Here is a 21034-nt window from a genome sequence, read left to right as displayed (position 1 = left end):
ATACCTGTTTTATTTCAGAAGCTTGATCCAGCCACGGCCCATCGGGTCACCGGCGTCGGCGGGATCAGCCGGACCATGGTCGAGCCCCCGCTTCGGACCATTGCCGAGGCCGCGCCGCACCTGGAAGTCCGGGCGCAAGACCTCTGGGCAGTTTCTGACAAATACAACCGGTGATTTCGTCAAAATCGACGCAGCAACCGTAACCAGCTGTTTGCCCTGCGACCGCCCGACAGGCGTCGTGTTCAGGGAACGGCGAGGTCATGGCCAGAGCGAACCGGCACCGGCATCGGTGTCCATTCCGGCTCTCAAACGAAGGCGTTGCCCCCATGGCCGATCTCAACCGCACCGATCTCGAGTTCATTCTCCAGCAGATCCTCATGGCGGAGGGGAACCAGCCTCCCGTCAACGAGCACCTGACCTACGGGCTGCGGACGGTATCGGGCGAGAACAACAGCCTCGTGCCCGGGCAGGAGACCTACGGCGCCGCCGACCAGCCCTTCCCGCGCGTCGGCCAGGCGATCTATCTGGACGGCAAGCCGATCACGCTGGCCGCGGACTCGATCTTCAACCCGACCCGCCTGTCGGCCAACCCGACCGAGTTCACCATCGAGACGCCGAACTACCTGAATCCGGCCGTCAGCCCGTTCACCCGCGCGCCTGCCACGAACGACGCCGATCCGCGCGTGATCTCGAACCTGGTCTCCGACCAGAGCATCGGCAATCCGGCCGCGATCGAGGCAGCCCTGAAGATCGCCGGCCTTCCCGCGACGCCGACGGTGATCAACCTCCTCACCGCGGCCTGGAAGGACGCGATCGCGGCGGAAGGCTACGTCCGCGCCCAGCTCCTGGTCGACCATGACGCGGCGGTCACCGCCCGCCAGGCCCTGATCGCCGCGAATCCTGCAGATGCCGACTACGCCGCGCTGGCCACCGCCGACGCCCAGGCCACGGCCGCCTACGAGGCCCACAAGACGGCACTGGCGACCGACACGACCGCCAAGCCGTACTTCGACTTCCTCACGATGATGGACACGATGGGTCTTGCCTTCGAGGCGCCGCGCGACACCGTCGGAGAGTTCGTCGACGGGCTCGCGAAGACGTCGCTCGTCATCGAGAACCAGACCCCCGACGCGGCGCTGTCGGCCCCCTACAACACCTGGATGACGCTGTTCGGGCAGTTCTTCGACCACGGCCTCGACCTCGTTCCGAAGTCGTCGACCGAGAAGGTCATCATCTGGCTGCAGCCGAGTGACCCGCTCTACTCCACGGCGCCCGGCGCCCAGAACTTCATGATCCTGTCGCGGGCCACCGGCACGGCAGGGCCGGATGGCATCCGCGGCACGGCCGACGACACCGCCGGCACCAACGTTATCACGCCGTTCGTCGACCAGAGCCAGACCTACACTTCGCATCCCTCGCACCAGGCGTTCCTGCGCGAATACACCTTCGATCCCAACGGGACGCCCCACGCGACGGGCCGCCTGCTGAACGGCAGCCGTCCCGACGGCTCGAGCGGCATGCCCACCTGGGGTGACCTGAAGGAAAACGCGCTGAACCTCGGGATCAAGATCTCCGACAAGATGGTCGGCGACATCCCGCTGCTCGCGACCGACGACTACGGCAACCTCATCCTCAGCAACACGGGCCGCGCCCAGGTCGTGGTGCATTCGCCGGACGGGACCACTCACCTGGTGTCCGCCGGGACCCACGACAACCCGCTCGACCTCTCGGTCGTGCCCTACGTCTCGACCGGCCACCAGTTCCTCAACGACATCGCCTTCTTCGCTGACCCGAACGGCGTCTTCATCGACAGCACGGGCGTCCACGCGATCGAGGCCGACACCGACAACGAGGCCGGCAACGCCATCGTCGTCGACAGGATGGGGAACAAGCTCGCCTACGACGACGAACTCCTCGACTCCCACTTCATCGCCGGCGACGGCCGCGTGAACGAGAACTTCGGCCTGACCGCCGTCCACGAAGTGTTCCACAGCGAGCACAACCGGCAGGTCGAGCACATCAAGGCGACCGTCAACGCCGCGCTGGCCGCCGGCGACACCTCCTTCGTGCAGAACTGGGTGCGCCTGACCCCGGCGCAGCTGACGGCGCTGGCCGGCCAGGCCGACGCGGTGGTGCCGGCCAACGCCTGGAACGGCGAGCGCCTCTGGCAGGCGGCCAAGTTCGCCACCGAGACGCAGTACCAGCATCTCGTCTTCGAGGAGTTCGCCCGCAAGGTGGCGCCCTCCATCCACCTCTTCGGCAACCTCGACATCCACCTCGACAGCGCGATCACGGCCGAGTTCGCCCACGCGGTCTACCGCTTCGGCCACTCGATGCTCGACGAGTCCCTGCCCGGCCTCGAGACGGCCGACGGCAACCAGACCGCACTGCTCAAGGCGTTCCTCAACCCGCTGGCCTATGCCGCCCAGGGCGAGGACGCCGTCGCGCAGATCGTCAACGGCACGGCCCACCAGGTAGGCAACGAGATCGACGAATTCGTCACCGGCGCCCTGCGCAACAACCTGCTCGGCCTGCCGCTCGACCTCGCGGCGCTCAACATCGCCCGTGGCCGCGACACCGGCATCCCGCCGCTCAACCTGCTGCGCGCCGAGCTCTATTCGCTCACGCACGACACGAGCCTGAAGCCCTACGCCAACTGGGCCGAGTTCGGCGAGTACCTCAAGCACGAGGGCTCGCTGGTGAACTTCGTGGCCTCCTACGGCACGCACAGTTCGCTTCTGGCCATCGACCGCACGGCCACGGACGCGCTCGTCCAGTTGCGCACCGCCGCCGTCAACCTGATCAAGGACGGCCTCGACCCGACGAAGATCGGCAGCGACGCCTGGAACTTCATGCACAGCTCCGGCGCCTACGCGAACAACAAGGCGCACGACCTCGCCGTGCACGTGACGGACCCGACGACGGGCACCTCGACGGCTGCGCAGTGGAGCACGGGCTCGATCACCGGCCTCGACCGCGTCGACCTGTGGATCGGCGGCCTCGCCGAGAAGCAGAACCTCTTCGGCGGCCTGCTCGGCTCGACGTTCAACTTCATCTTCGAAACGCAGATGGAGAACCTGCAGGACGGTGACCGGTTCTACTACCTGCCGCGCATCGAGGGCCTGCACTGGGGCTCGGAGATCGAGGCGAACTCGTTCGCCGAGATGATCATGCGCAACAACCCGGGCGTGAAGGGTCTCTCGGCCAGCGTCTTCCTGACGCCGGAATACGTGGTCGACGTCGCCGAGGTGAACGCCCTCGACGCCGCCAACGGCCACAACGTGTCCGACTACCTGCGCAACGAGGACGGCAAGGCTCTCGTCGAGACCTTCGAGGATCCCAACGATCCGGCCGGGCCGCGCTGGGTGCACTTCATCGGCTCCGACAACTTCTTCGGCAACACGATCGTCATGGACGGCACCGAGCAGGATGACCGCATCCTCGCCGGCCAGGCCGACGACGACACGATCTGGGCCAAGGGCGGCGACGACACGATCGACGGCAACAACGGCAACGACTTCCTCTTCGGCGGCGACGGCAACGACCTGATCACCGACAGCGCCGGCGACGACAACATGCACGGCGACGAGGGGAACGACGAGATCCACGGCGGCATCGGCGACGACCTGCTCTTCGGCGGCAACGGCGACGACTATCTCGACGGCGGCGCCGGCATCGACGGCATCGTCGGCGGCGAAGGCAACGACCTGATCATCGGCGGCGAGGACGACGACGAGGTCGAGGGCAACGAGGGCGACGACTGGATCGAGGGCGGCCTCGGCGGCGACCTCCTGGTCGGCGACCAGGGCGCGCCGACCGGCCAGGTCCCGCTGATCTCCGGCAACGATGTGCTCGACGGCGGCGCCGGCGGCGACAAGATGCTCGGCTTCACCGGCGACGACATCATGTTCGGCCTCGGCGGCTTCGACAAGTTCCTCGGCAAGTACGGCTACGACTGGGCCGTCTACGAGCAGGAGACCCACGGCGTCGACGTCGACATGGAGCGCAAGGACTTCATCCCCGGCACGCCCGGCGGTGACGCGGTGCGCGACAACTTCATCGAGACCGAGGGCGTCAGCGGCTCGCGCTTCGACGACTTCCTCAGCGGCACGATCGACTCGCGCCTCGACCCGCTGAACGAGCTGTCGAACGTGAACCTCATCGACGGCCTGCTGGCGAAGCAGGACCCGGCGACCGGCGAGTTCACCGACCTCGAGCACGCCTTCTTCATGCCGAGTGCCGACGGCGTCCACTACTCCGGCGGCAACCTCATGCTGGGTGGCGACGGCAGCGACACGATCTTCGGTCGCGGCGGCAACGACATCATCGACGGCGACGCGCATCTCACCGTGTCGCGGACCTGGGACACCGTGAACGGCCTGCAGATCGACCGCCGCATCGAGTGGGGTGGCCAGGCCGGCGACATCGACGTCGTGAGCTACACAGGGGCCCGCAGCGACTATCGCGTCGAAGTGGCCGATGGCGACGCCGGCCTCATGGGCTTCTACAAGGTCACGAGCCAGACCGCGGCGGGCGTCATCAACGACGGCGCCTTCGACCTCATCCGCAACATCGAGCGCATCCAGTTCAGCGACGGCCTGTTCACGCTGCGGAGCGTCGTCCAGGGCGCCAACACGCTGCCGACGCCGAACAGCATCCCGACCGGTGCCGTCACCATCAGCGACGCCACCCCGGCCGTGGGGCAGTTGCTGACCGCGAATGCGAACAACCTGAATGACCTCGACGGGATCCCGCGCGACGCGAACAACAGGCCCATCGTCGACTTCCAGTGGCAGTACCAGGACGCCGCGCGCGGCCAGTGGGTGAACATCCCCTACGGGCCGATCAACGGCCAGTTCACGCCGACCGCCTTCTACGAGGGCAAGCCGCTGCGCGTACTGGCGCAGTTCACCGACCTGGCGGGTGCCCGCGAGACGGTGGTCTCGGCGATCACGGCGCCGGTGGGAACGCCCGGCGGCGTCAACACCGCGCCGATCATCATCCAGCAGCAGCAGCTGGTCGGCGTCCCGGATACGGCGACCGATGCGGGCGCGGTCTTCAACCAGACGATCCCGCTCTACCAGATCTTCAGCGACGCTCAGGACATCACGGCGAACCTGACCTTCACCCTGACGTGGAACGGCATCGAGCTGACGCCCTTCCCGGGAGCCCCGGTGGAAGGCGAGCTCTACTTCGACGTTCTCCAGGACGCCAACGGCAACACGGTCGGCCAGCTCCTCGGGATCATCCCCGCGGACGCAGCCGGTCAGATCGACCTCGTCATGACGGTGACGGACACCGGCGGCCTCGCGGTGACCGACGCCTTCGCGATCGTCATCAACCCGGCGATCCCGGCCGCGGCCGGGACTGCTGACAGCTTCAATGCGACCGAGGACACCCCGCTCACGGTCGCCGCCGCCGGCGGCGTGCTCGCCAACGACGTCCCCGCCAGTGGCACCACGGCGGCCCTCGTCAGCGGCACGACGCACGGCACGATCCACCTCAACGCGGACGGCTCGTTCTCCTACGTGCCGAACGCCAACTTCTCGGGTCAGGACCAGTTCACGTACGTGGCGCAGACCACCACCGGCACCAGTGCAGTCACCACGGCGACGATCGACGTGACGGCCGTCAACGACGGCGAGGCCCCGGTGAACGTGACGGCCAACGCCCGACCCAACCAGCGCCTGACGGCGTCGCTTGGCACCGACCCGGACGGCAACGGCACGGGCCCCGTGACCTGGGCCTGGAAGGTCGACGGCACTCTCGTGACCGGCGCGACGACGACCCGCTTCGACATCCCTGCCGGAACCACGGTCGGCACGGTCATCACCGCCGAGGCGACCTACACCGACTTGCAGGGCTTCACCCGCACGGCGGTGTCCAGCAACGTCGTGGTCGGCACGACCTTCGCGGTCGCCACCGGCGCCAGCGCAGCTGACCGGAACGTCACCGGGAGCAGCGGCAACGACCTGATGACCGGAAACGGAGCGGCGGACACGCTGTCCGGCGGCGCGGGCGACGACTCGATCGACGGCCTCGACGGGGCCGACCAGCTCAACGGCGGCCTCGGCAACGACACCCTTCTCGGTGGCAATGGGGCAGACGTCATCCACGGCAACGAGGGCAACGACTCGATCGACGGCCAGGCGGGCGCCGACAACCTGTTCGGCGACGACGGGCACGACACGATCATCGGCTCGGTCGGAGCGGACGTCATCGACGGCGGCAACGGCAACGACCGGATCGAGGGCTCCGGAGGCAACGACTTGATCAGCGGCGGCGCCGGGGACGACACCATCGTCTGGACGCCGGGCAATGACCGGGACATCGTCGATGGCGGCGCCAACGACATCGGCGGCGACACGTTCGTCATGAACCGCAACACGCAGACGGAACACTTCTTCGTCTTCACGAAGGACGCGTTCCTCGCCGCGACGGGCCTCCCCGCTGCGAGCCTTGCCAACGGCACGGAGATCGTCGCCGTCCGGACGACGGTGGCGAACCCGACGGCGACGCAGCTTGCCGCCGGAGTGGCCGCGGAGCTGCGCGGCATCGAGGAGATCCGCCTCGGAGCCGGCAACACCACCGTCGGGCCGATCACCGGCCCGCTCGGCAACGACACGTTCGCCATCGTCGGCGACTTCACCAACACCAACCTGCGGCTGAACACGATCACCATCGAGGGGTCCGAGGAAGGCGATACGATCGACATCTCGTCGCTCCAGTCCGCGCACCGCATCGTGTTCAAGCCCAAGGGCGGAACCGACGTCATCCTCGGCACGCTGCGTCCCCAGGACGTCATCGAGATGCCGTCCGGCTCGCAGCCGGCGGTTGTGACGGTGAACGCCGACGGCACCACCACGGTGAGCGACGGCACGTCCTCCGTCACCTTCGACTCCGACGGCACGCCCGAGGTCCACGACGGGTCGGGCAGGCTCGTCGACACGACGCCGACGCCGACCGACGTCACGAACGGCGGCAAGCCGACGACGGGCACCGGAGGCGAGGTGGGCTCGGGCGGCAACGGTGCCGGTGACGGCACGGCCGGCGACGGCGTGCACAATGGCGGGCTGAACGGCGGCCAGCACACCGGCAACGAGGGAGAGACCCAGACGGGCGGCAATACCTCGGGTGGAAACACCTCTGGTGGCAACACGTCAGGTGGCAACACCTCGGGCGGCGGTGCCGACGACACGGGCGGCTCCACGGGTGGCGGTTCCAACGGCGGCGACGATGCCACCACCGGCTCCGGCGGCTCGTCCGGCGGCAACACCTCGGGCGGCTCCACCTCCGGTGGCAACACCTCGGGTGGCAACACCTCGGGCAGCGGCGCCGACGACACGGGCGGCTCCACGGGTGGCGGTTCCAACGGCGGCGACGATGCCACCACCGGCTCTGGCGGCTCGTCCGGCGGCAACACCTCGGGCGGCTCCACCTCCGGTGGAAACACTTCGGGTGGGAACACGTCCGGTGGCGGCTCCGGGAACAACGACAGCACCGGCGGATCCACCGGCGGCAACAACGGCGGGACCACGGGCGGCACGGGAGGTTCCACGATCCCGGGCACGACGACGCCGCTTCCCATGGCCGCGCTGGTCGCCACGGCGGACCACGATGCCCTCACGGGCACCGGCGGCGAAGACCACGTCCAGGCCCTCTCCGGCGATGACGCGGTCGTTACCCACGGCGGCTCGGACGTCGTGGCCGGTGGTGAGGGCAACGACATCGTCAACGGCGGCGCGGACGACGACATCCTCGCCGGCGGCAATGGCGACGACATCCTCCTCGGCTCGACCGGGCTGGACACGATCTTCGGCGACGCGGGGGCGGACCGCCTCTTCGGCGGCGACGGCGCAGACCTGCTCTCGGGCGGGCTGGGCAACGACAGCGTCTTCGGCGGAGCCGGCGACGACCTCGTGACCGCAGAGCTCAACGACGGCAACGACGTCTACTGGGGCGACGCGGGTGTCGATACCTACGACGCGTCGGTCTCGACCGCGAACCTGACCATCGACGTGGGCACGGGCTTCGGCGGCAAGGGCAGCGTCTCCGGCCTCGACATCGGGTCGGACACGATCTGGGGCTTCGAGAATGTCGTCGCCGGCTCCGGCAACGACACGATCACGGCCTCCAACGCGGTGAACGTGCTCGACGGCGGCGCGGGGAACGACGTCTTCCGCTTCGTCTCGGCGAGCGCCGCGGATGGCGATACGATCCTCGGCTTCGAGCCCGGCGACCGGATCGACCTCTCGGCCATCGACGCCAACACCGGGACGGCGACCAACGACGCCTTCACGATCGTGTCGGGTGGCGCCTTCTCGGCGGCGGGCCAGCTGCTCGTCACCTTCGAGCAGACCGCGCAGGGCGACTTCACGGTCGTCCAGGGCAACATCGACGCCGACCTCGGTGCCGACTTCACCCTGCGGATCGCGGGTCACCACGACCTCGGCAACGGCTCCGCGTCGTTGTAAGGGGGCTGGCGGGGCGGCGGGCTGGGGGGTCCGCCGCCCTTCCGTCCCGGCGGGGCCGATGAAGCCCGCCGGGCGATCCGTCGACCTAGGGCAGCAGCAGGAACAGCCGGGCGAGCTCGACCTGGCTCGAGCAGCCCGTCTTCTGGAAGACATTCCGAAGGTGCACGCGCACCGTGTTGGTCGCCACGCCCATTCGGCCGGCGATCTCGTCGATCTTCAGGCCCTGAGAGAAGTTCTCGGCCAGATCCGCCTCGCGCTCCGAAAGCCCGAACAGGGTCATCACCGACGCGCGCCTGACGCTCGCGGTCTCCTGCAGGTCGACGAGGGCGACGAGAGCGCAGGGTTCGGCGCCCTCCGCGGCGACCGGCATGATCTTCAGGACGATGCCCGTCCGGCCGTTGCCGTCGGGCACGCCCACGAGCCACGACGGGTAGTCGCCCGCGCCGGCTGCGTGCGCGGCCGCCACGGCCGCGGCAACCGCTTCCCGCGTCTGGCGCAGCGCCCGGGAGCGATCCAGCCAGAGGCTTCCGTCACGCAGGGAGATCCCCCGCGACGCACCAAGCATGGCGTGGGACGCCATGCACGCGACGACGACGCGAGCGGTCTCGTCCACCATCACGAGCGGCCACGGACTGACCTGCCGCATCAGGTCGAAGGTCCGCAGCAGGACGGGCGGAGCCCCGGGGAACCCCGGGACGGGCGGCCGCCGGGTCGCGACCGGGGGCATGGAGGGTGCGTTCATTGCAGCGGCCCCGCCATGTCCAGCGCCTCGCCCCGGTACACTGCGCGGATCGCGTCCATGAGCTCGCTCATCGTCGCGCCCTTGCGCAGGTAGCCTCCGGCCCCCATCCGCATTGCGGCCTCGATCTGGTCCGGATCGGCGACGACGGTGAACAGCAGCAGGATCGCCTCGGGACAGGTGTTGGCGAGCCTCGCCACCACGGCGAGGCCGCCGCCCGGCATGTTCATGTCGAGCACCACGACGTCAGGGCGCAGCGCCTGCACCACGTCGATGGCGGAAGACGCGTCCGCCCCCTCCCCCAGCACCACCATGTCCGGTTCCCGGCCGAGTTCGTCCACCACGCCAGCCCGGAACGAGGCGTGATCGTCCACGACGACGATCCGGATCTTCGGGTCATGCAACATGTGCGATCTCCTCTTCGAACCTGTACGGGAGCCGGGCCGTGAGCGTGGTCCCGCCGCCTGCCCGCGGCTCGATCCGCAGGGCGCCACCCAGCAGCGCGAGGCGCGCCCGCAGGCCGGCGAGGCCCATGCGGGGCGGCTCGTTCGTGTCCGGCTCGGCGATCGGCCCGGGTCCACGGTCGGACACCTCGACGGTGATGCCGGACCCGTCATCCCGGATGGAAACGGACTGCCCGGCCCCGCCGGCATGGCGGAACGCGTTGGTCAGCCCCTCCTGCACCACCCGGCACAGGCAGACCTTGACGTGTTCCGGCAGGCCGTCCGGAAGCGAACCGACCTCCAGGTCGACCGTCGTCTGCGTACGCCGCTCGTGGCTGTCGACGATGAAGCGGAAGGCGTCCCGCGGGCCGATGTCGCGGATGCCGGGCATCACCAGGCCGCCGCAGATGGCGCGCATGTCCTCGAGCGCCTCGATCAGGATCGGCCGGACGCGGCCGATCTCGTCGCGCGCCCGCTCGGGCGTCGCCCGCGCCGGGTCGAGGCGCAGGAGCGCGAGCGCCAGCAGCTGGGCGGGACCGTCGTGGAGGTCCGCCCCGAGCTGGCCCATCACGCGCTCGTTCTCCTCGGCCGCATGGCGGGAGAGGCGCTGGGTGGTGCGGCGCAACTCGTCGTTCTGCGCCAGGAGCCGCGACAGCTCGCTCACCCGCTGGCCGAGGGCCTCCCGCTGCTGCTCGATGGTCTTGTCGGCACGCGCCACGATCACGTAGAGCGCGAGCACCGTCGAGATGCTGACGAGCGCCGTGACGAACCAGGTCCGCTGGCGCGCCGTCGCCACCTCCCCGCCGATGAACTGGGCGTTCTCGTAGAACTCCGCCACGGCGAAGATCCGGCCATGGTCGTCGCGAACCGGCGCGTAGATCTCGAGGAATCGGATGTTGGAGGCGCGCTCGTGCTCATTCTCGGCGTCGGAGTGGTCGTCGTACTCCCAAGCCACGCGCCCGCCCGCTGCGGCCCTGAGGGAGTCGCCGGGCTCGAACCGCGCCCCCTCCAGCTCTCGGTTGGTCGCGTACACGACCTGCCCGTCCGGGGACCAGATCTTGATCGAGAACACCTGCCGCTGCGACTGCGCGATCCGGGTCACCTCGTCGAGCGCCTCCCGGTCCGCAAGATCGATCCGGCCGGTGAGGGCGTAGCTCGTCAGATGCGGCGCAAGCATGCTGTTCATGTACAGCGCGGCAGCCGTTGCCGCGTTGGACCCGGAAGACTCGGTGATGTTGCGCGACACCCACACGCCGAGGACCATCATGCCGGCCACGACGACGCACAGGCTGACCAGCATGAACTGCTGGATCACCGTCAGGGCGCGCCACTGCACCGCCACGCTGTTCTCCGTCGTCTCGCAGCCGACCTTCCGGCACCGCCTTCGTGATGCCCGACGGTGGGAAAAAATCCGCTGAACGCCGCGGTCCCTTCGACTCCCAGAGTTAACGGTCGGCGAAAACGCCCTCCCGGTTGCGACGGGCCAACCGCGCGGCGGTGGGCTTTTGTCGAGCGTCAGCTAGACTGCACGAGGGTCGAATCCGCGCGCCGGACGGGGACATGCACGTGATGGGACGCATCGGCCGCGCGCTGCGGCTCCTGGTGGTGACCGCGGGATTGCTCGGTGGCGTCGTGGCGACGACGGGTCCGGCCGCGCCGGCGACCGACCCGCCTCCCGGCATGACGCAGGACCAGTTCGACAGGGTCGTCGCCGCGGTGGCCGAGGCCCTGTCGAAGACGCTCGTTCCGGCGCCTGCCCATCCGGAATCCACCTCAGAGGACGGCGAGGACGCCGTCGACGTCGTGGCCGAACGCGTCGGCGAACTGGTGAAGCGGACGCCGTCCGTGATCGCCGCCGTGCCGGATCTGCCGGCGCAGACCGGTCGGGTCCTGGACCGGCTCGGCCGGGGTCCGGACGGCCCAAACGGAACGTTCCTTCCCCTTCTGGCTCTCTGCGCTGCCGCGGCCGTGGCGGCGGGCTTCCTCGTCCGCGCGACCGCGACGCCGCTGCGCCGTCGGCTGTCGTCCGGGCCCGGGATTGCGTCCCCGCGGGCCGTCGCGCTTCTCGCGCTTCTCGAGGGCGCGGCGCTGCTGGCCGCATGGCTCGTGACACGCGTGGCCCTCGGCTCCGTCCTGCCCGCGTCCGGGGCCCGGGGTGCCTTCGCCCACACCGTCCTCGACACGGTGGTGCTAGCCATGGCTGCCAATTGTGTCTTCGAGATCTGGCTCCGGCCGTCCCACCCCGCGGCCCGCCTCGCCCCCGTCGGCGACATGGACGCGAAGCAGCTGAAGAGATGGCTCGTGACGGCGGTGTCCGTCGTCGCGGTCACCCGCGGCTGGCTCTCGCTGATGGCGATGCCCATCACCATCTCCGCGACGCTCTTCATCAACGCGCTGGTCGTGACCAGCGCCTATGCCGCCGTGGTCGGGTTCGGCTCGCGCGGGCTCGGCCGCTGGCTCGCCGGTCTCAGGCGCCCGGACCCGGACGACACGCTCGTCCGCCGGGCGACGACCCTCCTCCACGCCGTCGCGTGGCCGCTGATCGGCATCATCCTGATGCTGCGGCTCTACGCGGCGCTCTCGGGGCGCGGGTCAGTACCGCTCGGCACGATCGCCACCGTCTCGTCGATCATCGTGCTGCTGCTGTCGGAGACCCTCCTGCGCTGGGTCCTTCGCCACCCGCAACTCCCAAGCGAGGGCATCGCCCTCCCCGTTCGCATCGCCCGCTCCGTTGCGCGCATCGCCAGGGTGATCGTCGGCCTCGCGGTTCTGCTGGTCCTGGCCCGCGTCTGGTGTGTGGACGCGCTGGGCCTCTACACGGAGGCCGAATGGCGGCCCCTCGGGCGGACCCTTCTGCACGCCGCCATGGCCGGCATGGCCGCTTTCCTCCTGTGGGAAGGCGTGCGCGCCGCGACCGACCCCTACGTCGCCGCCCGAACCGGGACGCCTGAGGACGCCGAGGACGGGCCTGGCGACACGGCCGGGTCCCGGGCCCGCACGCTCGCACCCCTCCTGCGCGTGGCAGCGCTCGTGCTGGTCGTGACCGTCGGTACGCTGGCGGTGCTGGCGATGCTGGGCGTCAACATCACGCCCCTCGTCGCCGGCGCCTCGATCGTCGGCCTCGCGATCTCCTTCGGCAGCCAGACGCTGGTGCGCGACATCGTGTCGGGCATCTTCTACCTCGCCGAGGATGCCTTCCGCGTGGGCGAGTACATCGACTGCGGCAAGGCGAAGGGGACGGTCGAGGGATTTGCGCTCCGCTCGCTGAAACTCCGCCACCAGAACGGCCAGTTGCACACCATCCCGTTCGGACAGCTCGGGCAGGTCACGAATTTCAGCCGCGACTGGTCGACCGTGAAGTTCAACCTCCGCTTCGCTCGCGACACCGACCTCGAGGCCCTGCGCAAGGCGACGAAGAAGATCGGCATCGCGCTGATGGAGGACCCGGAGTATGCCCCGGACTTCATCCAGCCGCTGAAGATGCAGGGCGTGTTCGAGATTCTCGACGAGGCGTTGGTGGCGCGCTTCAAGTTCACCGTGAAGCCCATCCGCCCCAGCCTCATCCAGCGTGAGGCGGTGAAGCGCCTGCTCCGCGACCTGCCGGCTGCCGGCATCCGCTTCCCCGAGCCGCTGGTATCCGTGCTGGCGCGCGGCAGCGACGATCACCGTGCCGTGGCGGAGACGGTGGCCGCAAGCGCCGCAGCCACGGCGGCAAAGGTCCCCGCGGCCGAGTGAGATCCGTCACCCGCGCGCGGCCCCCGGGCTCGCCTCCCGCCCGCCTCCGGCGATGCGACGGATCCAGCGCCGAAGGCCAGGGCCGGCGGGCGGGGCATCCACCACCGCCCCGCTGGCCTGCCGCGCCAGCACGAGGACGCGGTCGTGGTAGTCGTCCAGGCCGGGTCGGTGCCCGACGCTGAGCACCGTCGCGGCGGCGAGTTCGTCCCGGAACAGGGACAGCATCGAGTCCTGGCTCGCCTCGTCGAGAGCCGATGTCGCCTCGTCCATGATGACGATGGCGGGCCGGTGGACGAGGAGCCGGGCGAAGGCGAGGCGCTGCTGCTCGCCGCCCGACAGGACCTTGTCCCATCGCTCGGTCCGGCCGAGGTCGTTCGCGAGGTGCCGGAGCCCACAGCGATGAAGGGCGCGCACCAACTCCTCGTCGGGAACGGGACGGTCGGGGACCGGGTAGAGCAGCGCCTCGCGCAGGGTCCCGTTGGGCACATAGGGCTTCTGCGGGATGAACCGCACCTCCTGGCCGGCCGGGACCAGAACCTCGCCCGAGCCCCACGGCCACAGGCCGGCGATGGCCCGGATCAGGGTCGATTTCCCGCTGCCGGAATCGCCCTTGAGCAGCACCTTCTCGCCCGGCGAGAACACGGCCTCCGCCCCGTTGATCATCACCCGCCCGTTGTGCCGCGCGACGACGAGTCCGCGCAGGTGCAGCGCCTCGTCGGGGCTTGTCCCGAGGACGATGCGCCCCGCCCCCTCGGCGTCGGCGGGCAGATCGCGCAGCGTGCGCCACAGCCCCACGACCCGCCCGGCCGACGCCTGCCACTCCGCGAAGCGGATGTAGTTCTCGACGAGCCAGTTGAAGGCGATCTGGACCTGCACGAAGGCGGCTGCGATCTGCATGAGCTGGCCGAGCGTCATCGTGCCGGCGAAATACTTCGGTGCACCGAGGAGCAGCGGCAGCACCGGGGCCAGCGTGGTGTTGCCGTGGATGATCAGCGTCATCCGGGCCTGCTGGGCCGCCACCGCGCTCCAGCGCCTGAGGACGACGGCAAGGGATTCGCCGATCGACGCCCGCTCGTCATCCTCGCCGCCGATCAGCGCGATGCTCTCCGCGTTCTCGCGCACGCGCACCATCTCGAAGCGGACCGCCGCCTCCGCAGCGTTCTTGTCCGCCGTGCGCACGACGAGTGGGCCGCCGAGCCGGACCATCACCGTCGAGGTCACGAGCGCGTAGAGAGCCGCGGCCACCACGAAGTAACCGGGGATGGTCACGCCCATGACCGTGATGCCTCCGCCCGCCGTCCAGAGCACGCCGACGAAGACGAGCGCCATCAGCACGGCGTTCGACAGGCCGATGGCGAAGTCCACGAGCGGGTCGACGGCAAAGCGCACGTCGTCCGTCATCCGAAATTCGGGACTGTCCACCTCCGGCGCGACGATCGCGAGCTGGTAGAAGCGCCGTTGCCGAAGCCACTGCGCCAGCAGGGAGCTGGAGAGCCACCGTCGCCAGTGCGCCTGCAGCGCGAGGCGGGCGTAGGCCTGGGAGGCCATCAGCAGGATGGCCGCCACCGCAAGCGCCGCGAAGGCCAGGACCAGTCCGGCGAGGAGGTCCGTCCTGCGAGCCTCCAGCGCGTCGAAGAACGAACGGTTCCAGCGGTTGATGCCGTATTGGAGCGCGATGTTGGCGAGGATCAGAGCGACGATGGCGCCCGTGTAGAGCCACGCGGTGCGCCGGTTGCAGCCCGTCCAGAAACCGAACGCCATCGCCCGGAAGTCCCGACGGAGCCGTCCCGGCGGCTCACTGACCGCGTCCTCCGTGGCGAAGGGGGCGGACGCCGGATCGTCTTGCACGGCCATTCGGGGCCCTCACCGTTGCCAATGGGGCAACGGGCAGGGTCGGCGGACGGTTCCGCTACAGCCCTCGACGAACCCAGGCGCACGAGGCGCGGCGGACAGGCTCCTCGGATGCAGGCTCGATCAGCGCCAGAAGAAGTTGTCTTCCCAGTAGTCGCGCTTGGGCGTGCACTTCGACAGGAGCATGCAGGCCTTCTGGTCCTTGGTCTGCACCCGCGTCGGGGCCGCCACCTCGTTGATGGAGCAGAAGCGGCCGTCGGCCACGAAGCGGTCGAACACGTACTGGCCGGTGCCGAGCACGATCGCGCCCTGCTGGCGCACCAGAGCCGCAGCCTGCGCGCACGTCATGGTGAGGGTGTCAGGCCGCTTCTGCGCCTGCACACCGGTCGGGCCGGCGACGGTGGCGACGGCGGCGAGGAGAACGGTCGTCCGGGCGAGGGCGATCAGGCGATGGACCATCGTAAGGCCTCCAGGAACCGGGAGCAGCGTCGTTCTCCCCTGCCCGGGTCGTCGGCGTCAAGCGGGCCACGTCGGACGAAGGCGGCGGAGGCCCCTGCCCCCGCCGCCTGTGGTTCTCACTTGGAGAGGACGATGCCCTTCTCCTTGCGCATCTTCGTGAAGACGATGTCGATCGCCTTGATGATCTTCACGCCGCGGTTGGCCTTGCAGTACACGATGACCTCGTGCTCGGCCTCCTTGGAGCGCGGCATGTTGATGAAGTGCTTCTTGGCGAGGCCGTTGTACCAGCCGCTGTACCAGGCCATCAGGCCGTCGGCGTCTTCCTGGAACGTGTTCGCCAACTGGTCGCAGGTGAGCGCCTGCACATCGATGAAGCCGTTGGCATCGGCATAGGCGGTGAGCGGGGTCGGCGTCTGCGCGAGCGCTCCCGCGGTCGACAGCGCAAGGGCCGCGGCGGCGATGGACATCCTCATGGGTCTCTCCTCGTTGGCTGGGCGCCTGCGCTGACGAGCGCGACCCTCGGTCGCGCGGCAGGCGAACCCTCTGCGCCGCGGGCCTCCGGGCCCGGACGCACCGCCGGCAGCCCCCGCCGCCGAGTCGGTCCTCGAGCTTAGCCGAGGGCCGAGGCGGTGCTTTGCCTTTATGGGACACGGAGCCGGGCGCCGGCCCACCGGCAGTTCCCGCAGGGCACCGTCCGTGCGGCGCCCGCCGACGCTGGGGCGGAGACGTCGTCGGCACGGTTGAGCGGCCCTGCGTGAGGGGCATGACAGCGTCGTTGCCACCTGTGCCACAAATGGCAGGTGATGAAGACAAGGAGCGTCAGCGACGTCGGGATCGTCCGGCGGCGAAAGCGACGATCTGGACTTCCATTCACGACTCGGAATATCGAGTGATCAACGACATCGGGAGCACAGCGTGGGCGGCCCGTTCCGTCGACAATAATCAAGCAAGATCCCGGACCCTGGCTGGCAAATGACCCCCGAAGAAATCGAATCCGTCCGTCACCTCTCCTTCTTCAGCGATCTCCACCCCGATACGATCCAACAACTCCTCCGCTCGTCGGTCATGCAGTTGTTGCCCGCGAACACGACGCTGGTGGAACAGGATACTCTGACGGATACTCTGTTCCTGGCGCTGGCGACCGAAGTCGAGCTGACGTCCAGAAACAGTGACGCGGAGGCGGTCATCGCCATCGTCCCGCCCGGACGCCCTTTCCTGCTCGCCACGGTCATCACGGATGAGCCGGCCATTTCGTCCGCGAAGACGCTGACGCCGTCGAGCGTCATCATGATCCCGGCGAACATGTTCAGGAACAGTGTGCGGTCGGACGCCGTGCTGGCCGAGAAGGTCGCGCGCCTGATGGCCGAAAACTACATCGGTCTCGCCCGCGAAATGAACAATCACAAGATGAGAAACGGAATCCAGCGCGTCGGAAGCTGGATCCTCAAGCGATACGTCGCCTCGGGAGAAGCCCCATCGTTTCCGCTCGGAATGAGCAAGCGGACGCTGGCGTCGTTGCTAGGCCTCACTCCGGAAAGCCTTTCGCGCGCGATCGGACAGATCGCGTCTCACGGCGCTCAGATGACGGGTTCGACCGTCACCCTCACCGACATCGAAGCCCTCAAGCGCCTCGTGGGGCCTGTCAATGTCATCGAAGGAAGCACGGTCGTGAAGTCGATCGCCACGCGGGCCTGACGTGCGCATCCCCGGAATTCACCGCTGGGTCCGTAGGTTTACGGATCCCGCGACACATTCACATTCGCGAAAGATGTAACGTTCAAGCTTACATTGTTCGGCGGCGGTCTCGCGGCCCACCGCATCTAGGACGCCGAGCAAGGCCGGTTATGGCACGCCACCGGCACCACTTCAGGCCAGCCTCCGCCGTGTTGTTCCGCGTGCCCGACGGGCGGCCGGAAGCGATAGAGATCGTATTGGTGGGCGGTGACGGGCTCGAACCGCCGACCCTCTCGGTGTAAACGAGATGCTCTACCGACTGAGCTAACCGCCCCAGGGACGGCCTCGGCCGTCCGTTTTCGGGTAGCGAGACCCGCGTGCGGGACAGACGACGTCCGGCCCGCGGCATTCATATGCCTGCGGCCCCCGCCTGTGGCAAGACGGATGACCGGAAAGAAAAACGGGCCGGCGAACCGGCCCGTGGCAACTCGGCGGCGCCCGGCGCACTGCCGGGACGACGCTTGTCAGCCGTTGACGGCCGACTTCAGGCCGGCACCGGCCTTGAACTTCGGGGCCAGCGAGGCCTTCGTCTTGATCGTCTCGCCGGTGCGCGGGTTGCGCGCCTCGCCCGCCGGGCGCTTGGAGACGAGGAAGGTGCCGAAGCCCACGAGGCGAACCTCGTCGCCCTTCTTCAGCGACGCCGTGATGGCCTCCAGAACGGCGTCGACGGCGGCGGCGGCCTGAACCTTGGTGAGGTCCGCGCCTTCCGCGACGGCAGCGACGAGATCGCCCTTGTTCATCGGAATACTCCTTGTGTTGTCCTGCGCACCGACTCTGGCGGCGCTGCCGGGCGTTGTTCCAGTTAAGGGCCGCGCTGGCAAGGCCGAAGCGGCCAGAATCCGAGGGAAATCCTCGTTTTTTTCGCGTGTCGCCGGCCAAGCTTGTGGCCGATTTCCCACATGTCCGGTGCCTGGGACGCCGCAGAGAGGACCGAATTCTCCGGCTGGCCGCTCCGCGCAAACGAAAAGCCCCGCGGCAAAGCCGCGGGGCTCGTTCGATGCGAATGCGGATCGACTCAGTGGGCGACGACGCCTGAGGCCTCGTCCTCGGCCGTCGCGGCCTTGCGGGGCGTGACGTCCTCTTCCCACTCGATCGCCTGCGGCTGGCGCACGAGGGCGTGCTTGATGACCTCCTCCATGCGCGAGACCGGCACGATCTCCAGGCCGCTCTTCACGCTGGCGGGAAGGTCCGCGAGGTCCTTGGCGTTCTCCTCGGGGATCAGGACCTTCTTCACGCCGCCGCGAAGCGCCGCGAGAAGCTTCTCCTTGAGCCCGCCGATCGGGAGCACCCGGCCGCGCAGCGTCACCTCGCCGGTCATGGCGATGTCGTGGCGCACCGGGATGCCGGTGAGCACGGAGACGATCGCCGTGGCCATCCCGATGCCCGCCGACGGACCATCCTTCGGCGTCGCGCCTTCCGGCACGTGCACGTGGATGTCCCGCTTGTCGAACAGCGGCGGCTCGATGCCGAAGTCGATGGCCCGCGAGCGGACGTAGCTCGCCGCAGCCGAGATCGACTCCTTCATCACGTCCTTGAGGTTGCCCGTCACGGTCATCTTGCCGCGGCCGGGCATCATCACGCCTTCGATGGTCAGCAGTTCGCCGCCCACCTCGGTCCACGCAAGACCCGTGACGACGCCCACCTGGTCCTCGCTCTCCGTCTCGCCGTAGCGGTACTTCGGCACGCCGAGGAAGTCAGGCAGCGTCTTGGTCGTGACCGCCACCTTCTTCTTCTTGGACAGCAGGATCTCCTTCACCGCCTTGCGGGCGAGGTTGGAGAGTTCGCGGGCGAGGTTGCGGACGCCGGCCTCGCGCGTGTAGCGCCGGATCAGCATCAGCAGGGCCTCGTTGTCGATCGTCCACTCCTTCTCCTGCAGGCCGTGCTTCTTCACGGCCTCCGGGATCAGGTGGCGGCGGGCGATCTCGACCTTCTCCTCCTCGGTGTACCCGGCGATGCGGATCACCTCCATGCGGTCGAGGAGGGGCGGCGGGATGTTGAGCGTGTTCGCCGTGGTCACGAACATCACGTTCGACAGGTCGTAGTCGACCTCGAGGTAATGGTCGTTGAACGACGAGTTCTGCTCCGGATCCAGCACCTCGAGGAGGGCCGACGACGGATCGCCGCGGAAGTCCATGCCCATCTTGTCGATCTCGTCGAGCAGGAAGAGCGGGTTGGACGTCTTGGCCTTGCGCATCGACTGCACGATCTTGCCGGGCATCGAGCCGATGTAGGTCCGCCGGTGGCCCCGGATCTCGGCCTCGTCACGCACGCCGCCGAGCGACATGCGCACGAACTCGCGGCCGGTCGCCTTGGCGATCGACTTGCCGAGCGAGGTCTTGCCGACGCCGGGCGGGCCGACTAGGCACAGGATCGGGCCGGTGAGCTTGTTCGCGCGGCTCTGCACCGCGAGATACTCGACGATCCGCTCCTTCACCTTCTCCAGCCCGTAGTGCTCGTCGTCGAGCAGCTGCTGGGCGTGGGCGAGGTCCTTCTTCACCTTGGAGCGGCGGCCCCACGGCAGCGACAGCAGCCAGTCGAGGTAGTTGCGCACGACCGTGGCTTCCGCCGACATCGGCGACATCTGGCGCAGCTTCTTCACCTCGGCCAGCGCCTTGTCGCGGGCCTCCTTGGAGAGCTTCGTCTTGTTGATGCGCTCCTCGATCTCGGCGACCTCGTCCTTGCCGTCCTCGTCGCCGAGCTCCTTCTGGATCGCCTTCATCTGCTCGTTGAGGTAGTACTCGCGCTGGGTCTTCTCCATCTGGCGCTTGACGCGCGAGCGGATGCGCTTTTCCACCTGGAGCACCGAGATCTCGCTCTCCATGAAGCCGAGCACCTTCTCCAGGCGCTTGGTCACGTCGGTGATCTCGAGGACGTCCTGCTTGTCGGTGATCTTGACGGCGAGGTGCGAGGCGATCGTGTCGGCGAGCTTCGAGTAGTCCTCGATCTGCCCGACGGCAGCGACGACCTCGGCCGACACCTTCTTGTTGAGCTTCACGTAGCTCTCGAACTCCGTGACGACGGAGCGCGCAAGGGCCTCGGCCTCGATCCGGTTCGGGATCGCGTCCGGCAGGGCCTCGGCGGTCGCCTCGTAGAAGTCCTCTGAGCGCACGTACTCGCGCACGCGGGCGCGGCCCACGCCCTCCACGAGCACCTTCACGGTGCCGTCGGGAAGCTTCAGGAGCTGGAGCACGCTGGCGAGCGTCCCGATCGTGAAGATCGCGTCCGTGGCGGGATCGTCGTCTGCGGCGTTCTTCTGGGTCGCGAGGAGGATGAGCTTCTCGCTCTTCACCACCTCTTCCAGCGCCTTGATCGACTTCTCGCGGCCGACGAACAGCGGCACGATCATGTGGGGGAAGACGACGATGTCACGCAGCGGCAGGACGGGATACGTGTCCACGGCACCCGGCTGCAGCTGGGGACGCTGTCTGGAAGTCGTCATCGAACAGTTGTCCTTTCTGGTGCGCCCGCATGGATGCCCGGAATGGGCCACCCGGCGAACGAGGTGCGGCGGCCGACGGCCGTCGCGACGCACCCGGCTCCTCCAGGTCGAAGGGACCTGTTGGGATGAGCGAACCGGCTACACTGAGCCTGAGATGGCT

The 21034-nt window shown here is 68.7% G+C and carries 11 protein-coding genes and 1 tRNA gene; 3 read left to right on the top strand and 9 right to left on the bottom strand.

Annotated features, from left to right (window positions below):
• The first annotated feature begins 326 nt into the window (after window positions 1-326).
• Entirely contained in the window at window positions 327-8474 is an 8148-nt protein-coding gene (locus ACX9GQ_RS02900) for a peroxidase family protein (protein WP_459628035.1), read from the top strand.
• Window positions 8475-8559: 85 nt separating this feature from the next.
• Here ACX9GQ_RS02900 and ACX9GQ_RS02895 read toward each other — a convergent pair whose 3' ends face one another.
• The 3 genes from ACX9GQ_RS02895 to ACX9GQ_RS02885 are packed head-to-tail and all read right to left on the bottom strand — an operon-like array spanning window position 8560 to window position 10998.
• Entirely contained in the window at window positions 8560-9216 is a 657-nt protein-coding gene (locus tag ACX9GQ_RS02895) for a helix-turn-helix transcriptional regulator (protein ID WP_459628034.1), read from the bottom strand.
• Complete coding sequence (locus ACX9GQ_RS02890; protein ID WP_459628033.1) at window positions 9213-9620, bottom strand: response regulator; 408 nt, start codon at window positions 9618-9620, stop codon at window positions 9213-9215. Before ACX9GQ_RS02890 ends, ACX9GQ_RS02895 begins: the two co-directional genes overlap by 4 nt.
• Entirely contained in the window at window positions 9610-10998 is a 1389-nt protein-coding gene (locus ACX9GQ_RS02885) for a sensor histidine kinase (protein ID WP_459628032.1), read from the bottom strand. The genes ACX9GQ_RS02890 and ACX9GQ_RS02885 overlap by 11 nt, the downstream gene beginning before the upstream one ends.
• A gap of 227 nt (window positions 10999-11225) precedes the next feature.
• On the opposite strand from ACX9GQ_RS02885, the gene ACX9GQ_RS02880 reads away from it, so the two are divergent.
• Window positions 11226-13391: a mechanosensitive ion channel family protein gene (locus ACX9GQ_RS02880; protein ID WP_459628525.1), complete on the top strand. Its 2166-nt coding sequence runs from the start codon at window positions 11226-11228 to the stop codon at window positions 13389-13391.
• Between the two features lie 6 nt (window positions 13392-13397).
• Here the strand turns inward: ACX9GQ_RS02880 and ACX9GQ_RS02875 are convergent, their stop codons facing one another.
• The 3 genes from ACX9GQ_RS02875 to ACX9GQ_RS02865 all read right to left on the bottom strand — a co-directional run bounded on the left by ACX9GQ_RS02875 (window position 13398) and on the right by ACX9GQ_RS02865 (window position 16174).
• Complete coding sequence (locus ACX9GQ_RS02875; protein WP_459628031.1) at window positions 13398-15152, bottom strand: ABC transporter ATP-binding protein/permease; 1755 nt, start codon at window positions 15150-15152, stop codon at window positions 13398-13400.
• A 213-nt stretch (window positions 15153-15365) separates the two neighbouring features.
• Entirely contained in the window at window positions 15366-15701 is a 336-nt protein-coding gene (locus ACX9GQ_RS02870; protein WP_459628030.1) for a hypothetical protein, read from the bottom strand.
• Window positions 15702-15817: 116 nt separating this feature from the next.
• The gene (locus ACX9GQ_RS02865) at window positions 15818-16174 is read right to left on the bottom strand and encodes an HdeA/HdeB family chaperone (protein WP_459628029.1); all 357 of its coding nucleotides are present in this window, start codon (window positions 16172-16174) and stop codon (window positions 15818-15820) included.
• Between the two features lie 499 nt (window positions 16175-16673).
• Here ACX9GQ_RS02865 and ACX9GQ_RS02860 point away from each other — a divergent pair, with 499 nt between their 5' ends.
• Window positions 16674-17396: a helix-turn-helix domain-containing protein gene (locus ACX9GQ_RS02860; RefSeq protein ID WP_459628028.1), complete on the top strand. Its 723-nt coding sequence runs from the start codon at window positions 16674-16676 to the stop codon at window positions 17394-17396.
• A 237-nt stretch (window positions 17397-17633) separates the two neighbouring features.
• Here the strand turns inward: ACX9GQ_RS02860 and ACX9GQ_RS02855 are convergent.
• The 3 genes from ACX9GQ_RS02855 to lon form a co-directional block, all read right to left on the bottom strand.
• Window positions 17634-17709, bottom strand: a tRNA-Val gene (locus ACX9GQ_RS02855).
• A 190-nt stretch (window positions 17710-17899) separates the two neighbouring features.
• A complete protein-coding gene (locus tag ACX9GQ_RS02850; protein ID WP_459628027.1) occupies window positions 17900-18175 on the bottom strand; it encodes an HU family DNA-binding protein in 276 nt (91 codons plus the stop codon).
• Between the two features lie 275 nt (window positions 18176-18450).
• Window positions 18451-20874 carry an endopeptidase La gene (lon, locus tag ACX9GQ_RS02845; protein ID WP_459628026.1) on the bottom strand — a complete coding sequence of 808 codons (2424 nt, stop codon included), beginning with the start codon at window positions 20872-20874 and terminating at the stop codon, window positions 18451-18453.
• Window positions 20875-21034: the final 160 nt, after the last annotated feature.

This window comes from Alsobacter sp. R-9, from assembly GCF_054612375.1.
The sequence above is the reverse complement of the archived record's forward strand: the minus strand, read 5'-3'. Positions and strand labels throughout refer to the sequence as shown.

Bases quoted from the DNA above. Each gene is read 5' to 3' on its own strand.
- ACX9GQ_RS02900 (WP_459628035.1), top strand. From the start codon at position 327: ATGGCCGATCTCAACCGCACCGATCTCGAGTTCATTCTCCAGCAGATC.
- ACX9GQ_RS02895 (WP_459628034.1), bottom strand. From the start codon at position 9,216: ATGAACGCACCCTCCATGCCCCCGGTCGCGACCCGGCGGCCGCCCGTC.
- ACX9GQ_RS02890 (WP_459628033.1), bottom strand. From the start codon at position 9,620: ATGTTGCATGACCCGAAGATCCGGATCGTCGTCGTGGACGATCACGCC.
- ACX9GQ_RS02880 (WP_459628525.1), top strand. From the start codon at position 11,226: ATGGGACGCATCGGCCGCGCGCTGCGGCTCCTGGTGGTGACCGCGGGA.
- ACX9GQ_RS02875 (WP_459628031.1), bottom strand. From the start codon at position 15,152: ATGGCGTTCGGTTTCTGGACGGGCTGCAACCGGCGCACCGCGTGGCTC.
- ACX9GQ_RS02870 (WP_459628030.1), bottom strand. From the start codon at position 15,701: ATGGTCCATCGCCTGATCGCCCTCGCCCGGACGACCGTTCTCCTCGCC.
- ACX9GQ_RS02865 (WP_459628029.1), bottom strand. From the start codon at position 16,174: ATGAGGATGTCCATCGCCGCCGCGGCCCTTGCGCTGTCGACCGCGGGA.
- ACX9GQ_RS02860 (WP_459628028.1), top strand. From the start codon at position 16,674: ATGACCCCCGAAGAAATCGAATCCGTCCGTCACCTCTCCTTCTTCAGC.
- ACX9GQ_RS02850 (WP_459628027.1), bottom strand. From the start codon at position 18,175: ATGAACAAGGGCGATCTCGTCGCTGCCGTCGCGGAAGGCGCGGACCTC.
- lon (WP_459628026.1), bottom strand. From the start codon at position 20,874: ATGACGACTTCCAGACAGCGTCCCCAGCTGCAGCCGGGTGCCGTGGAC.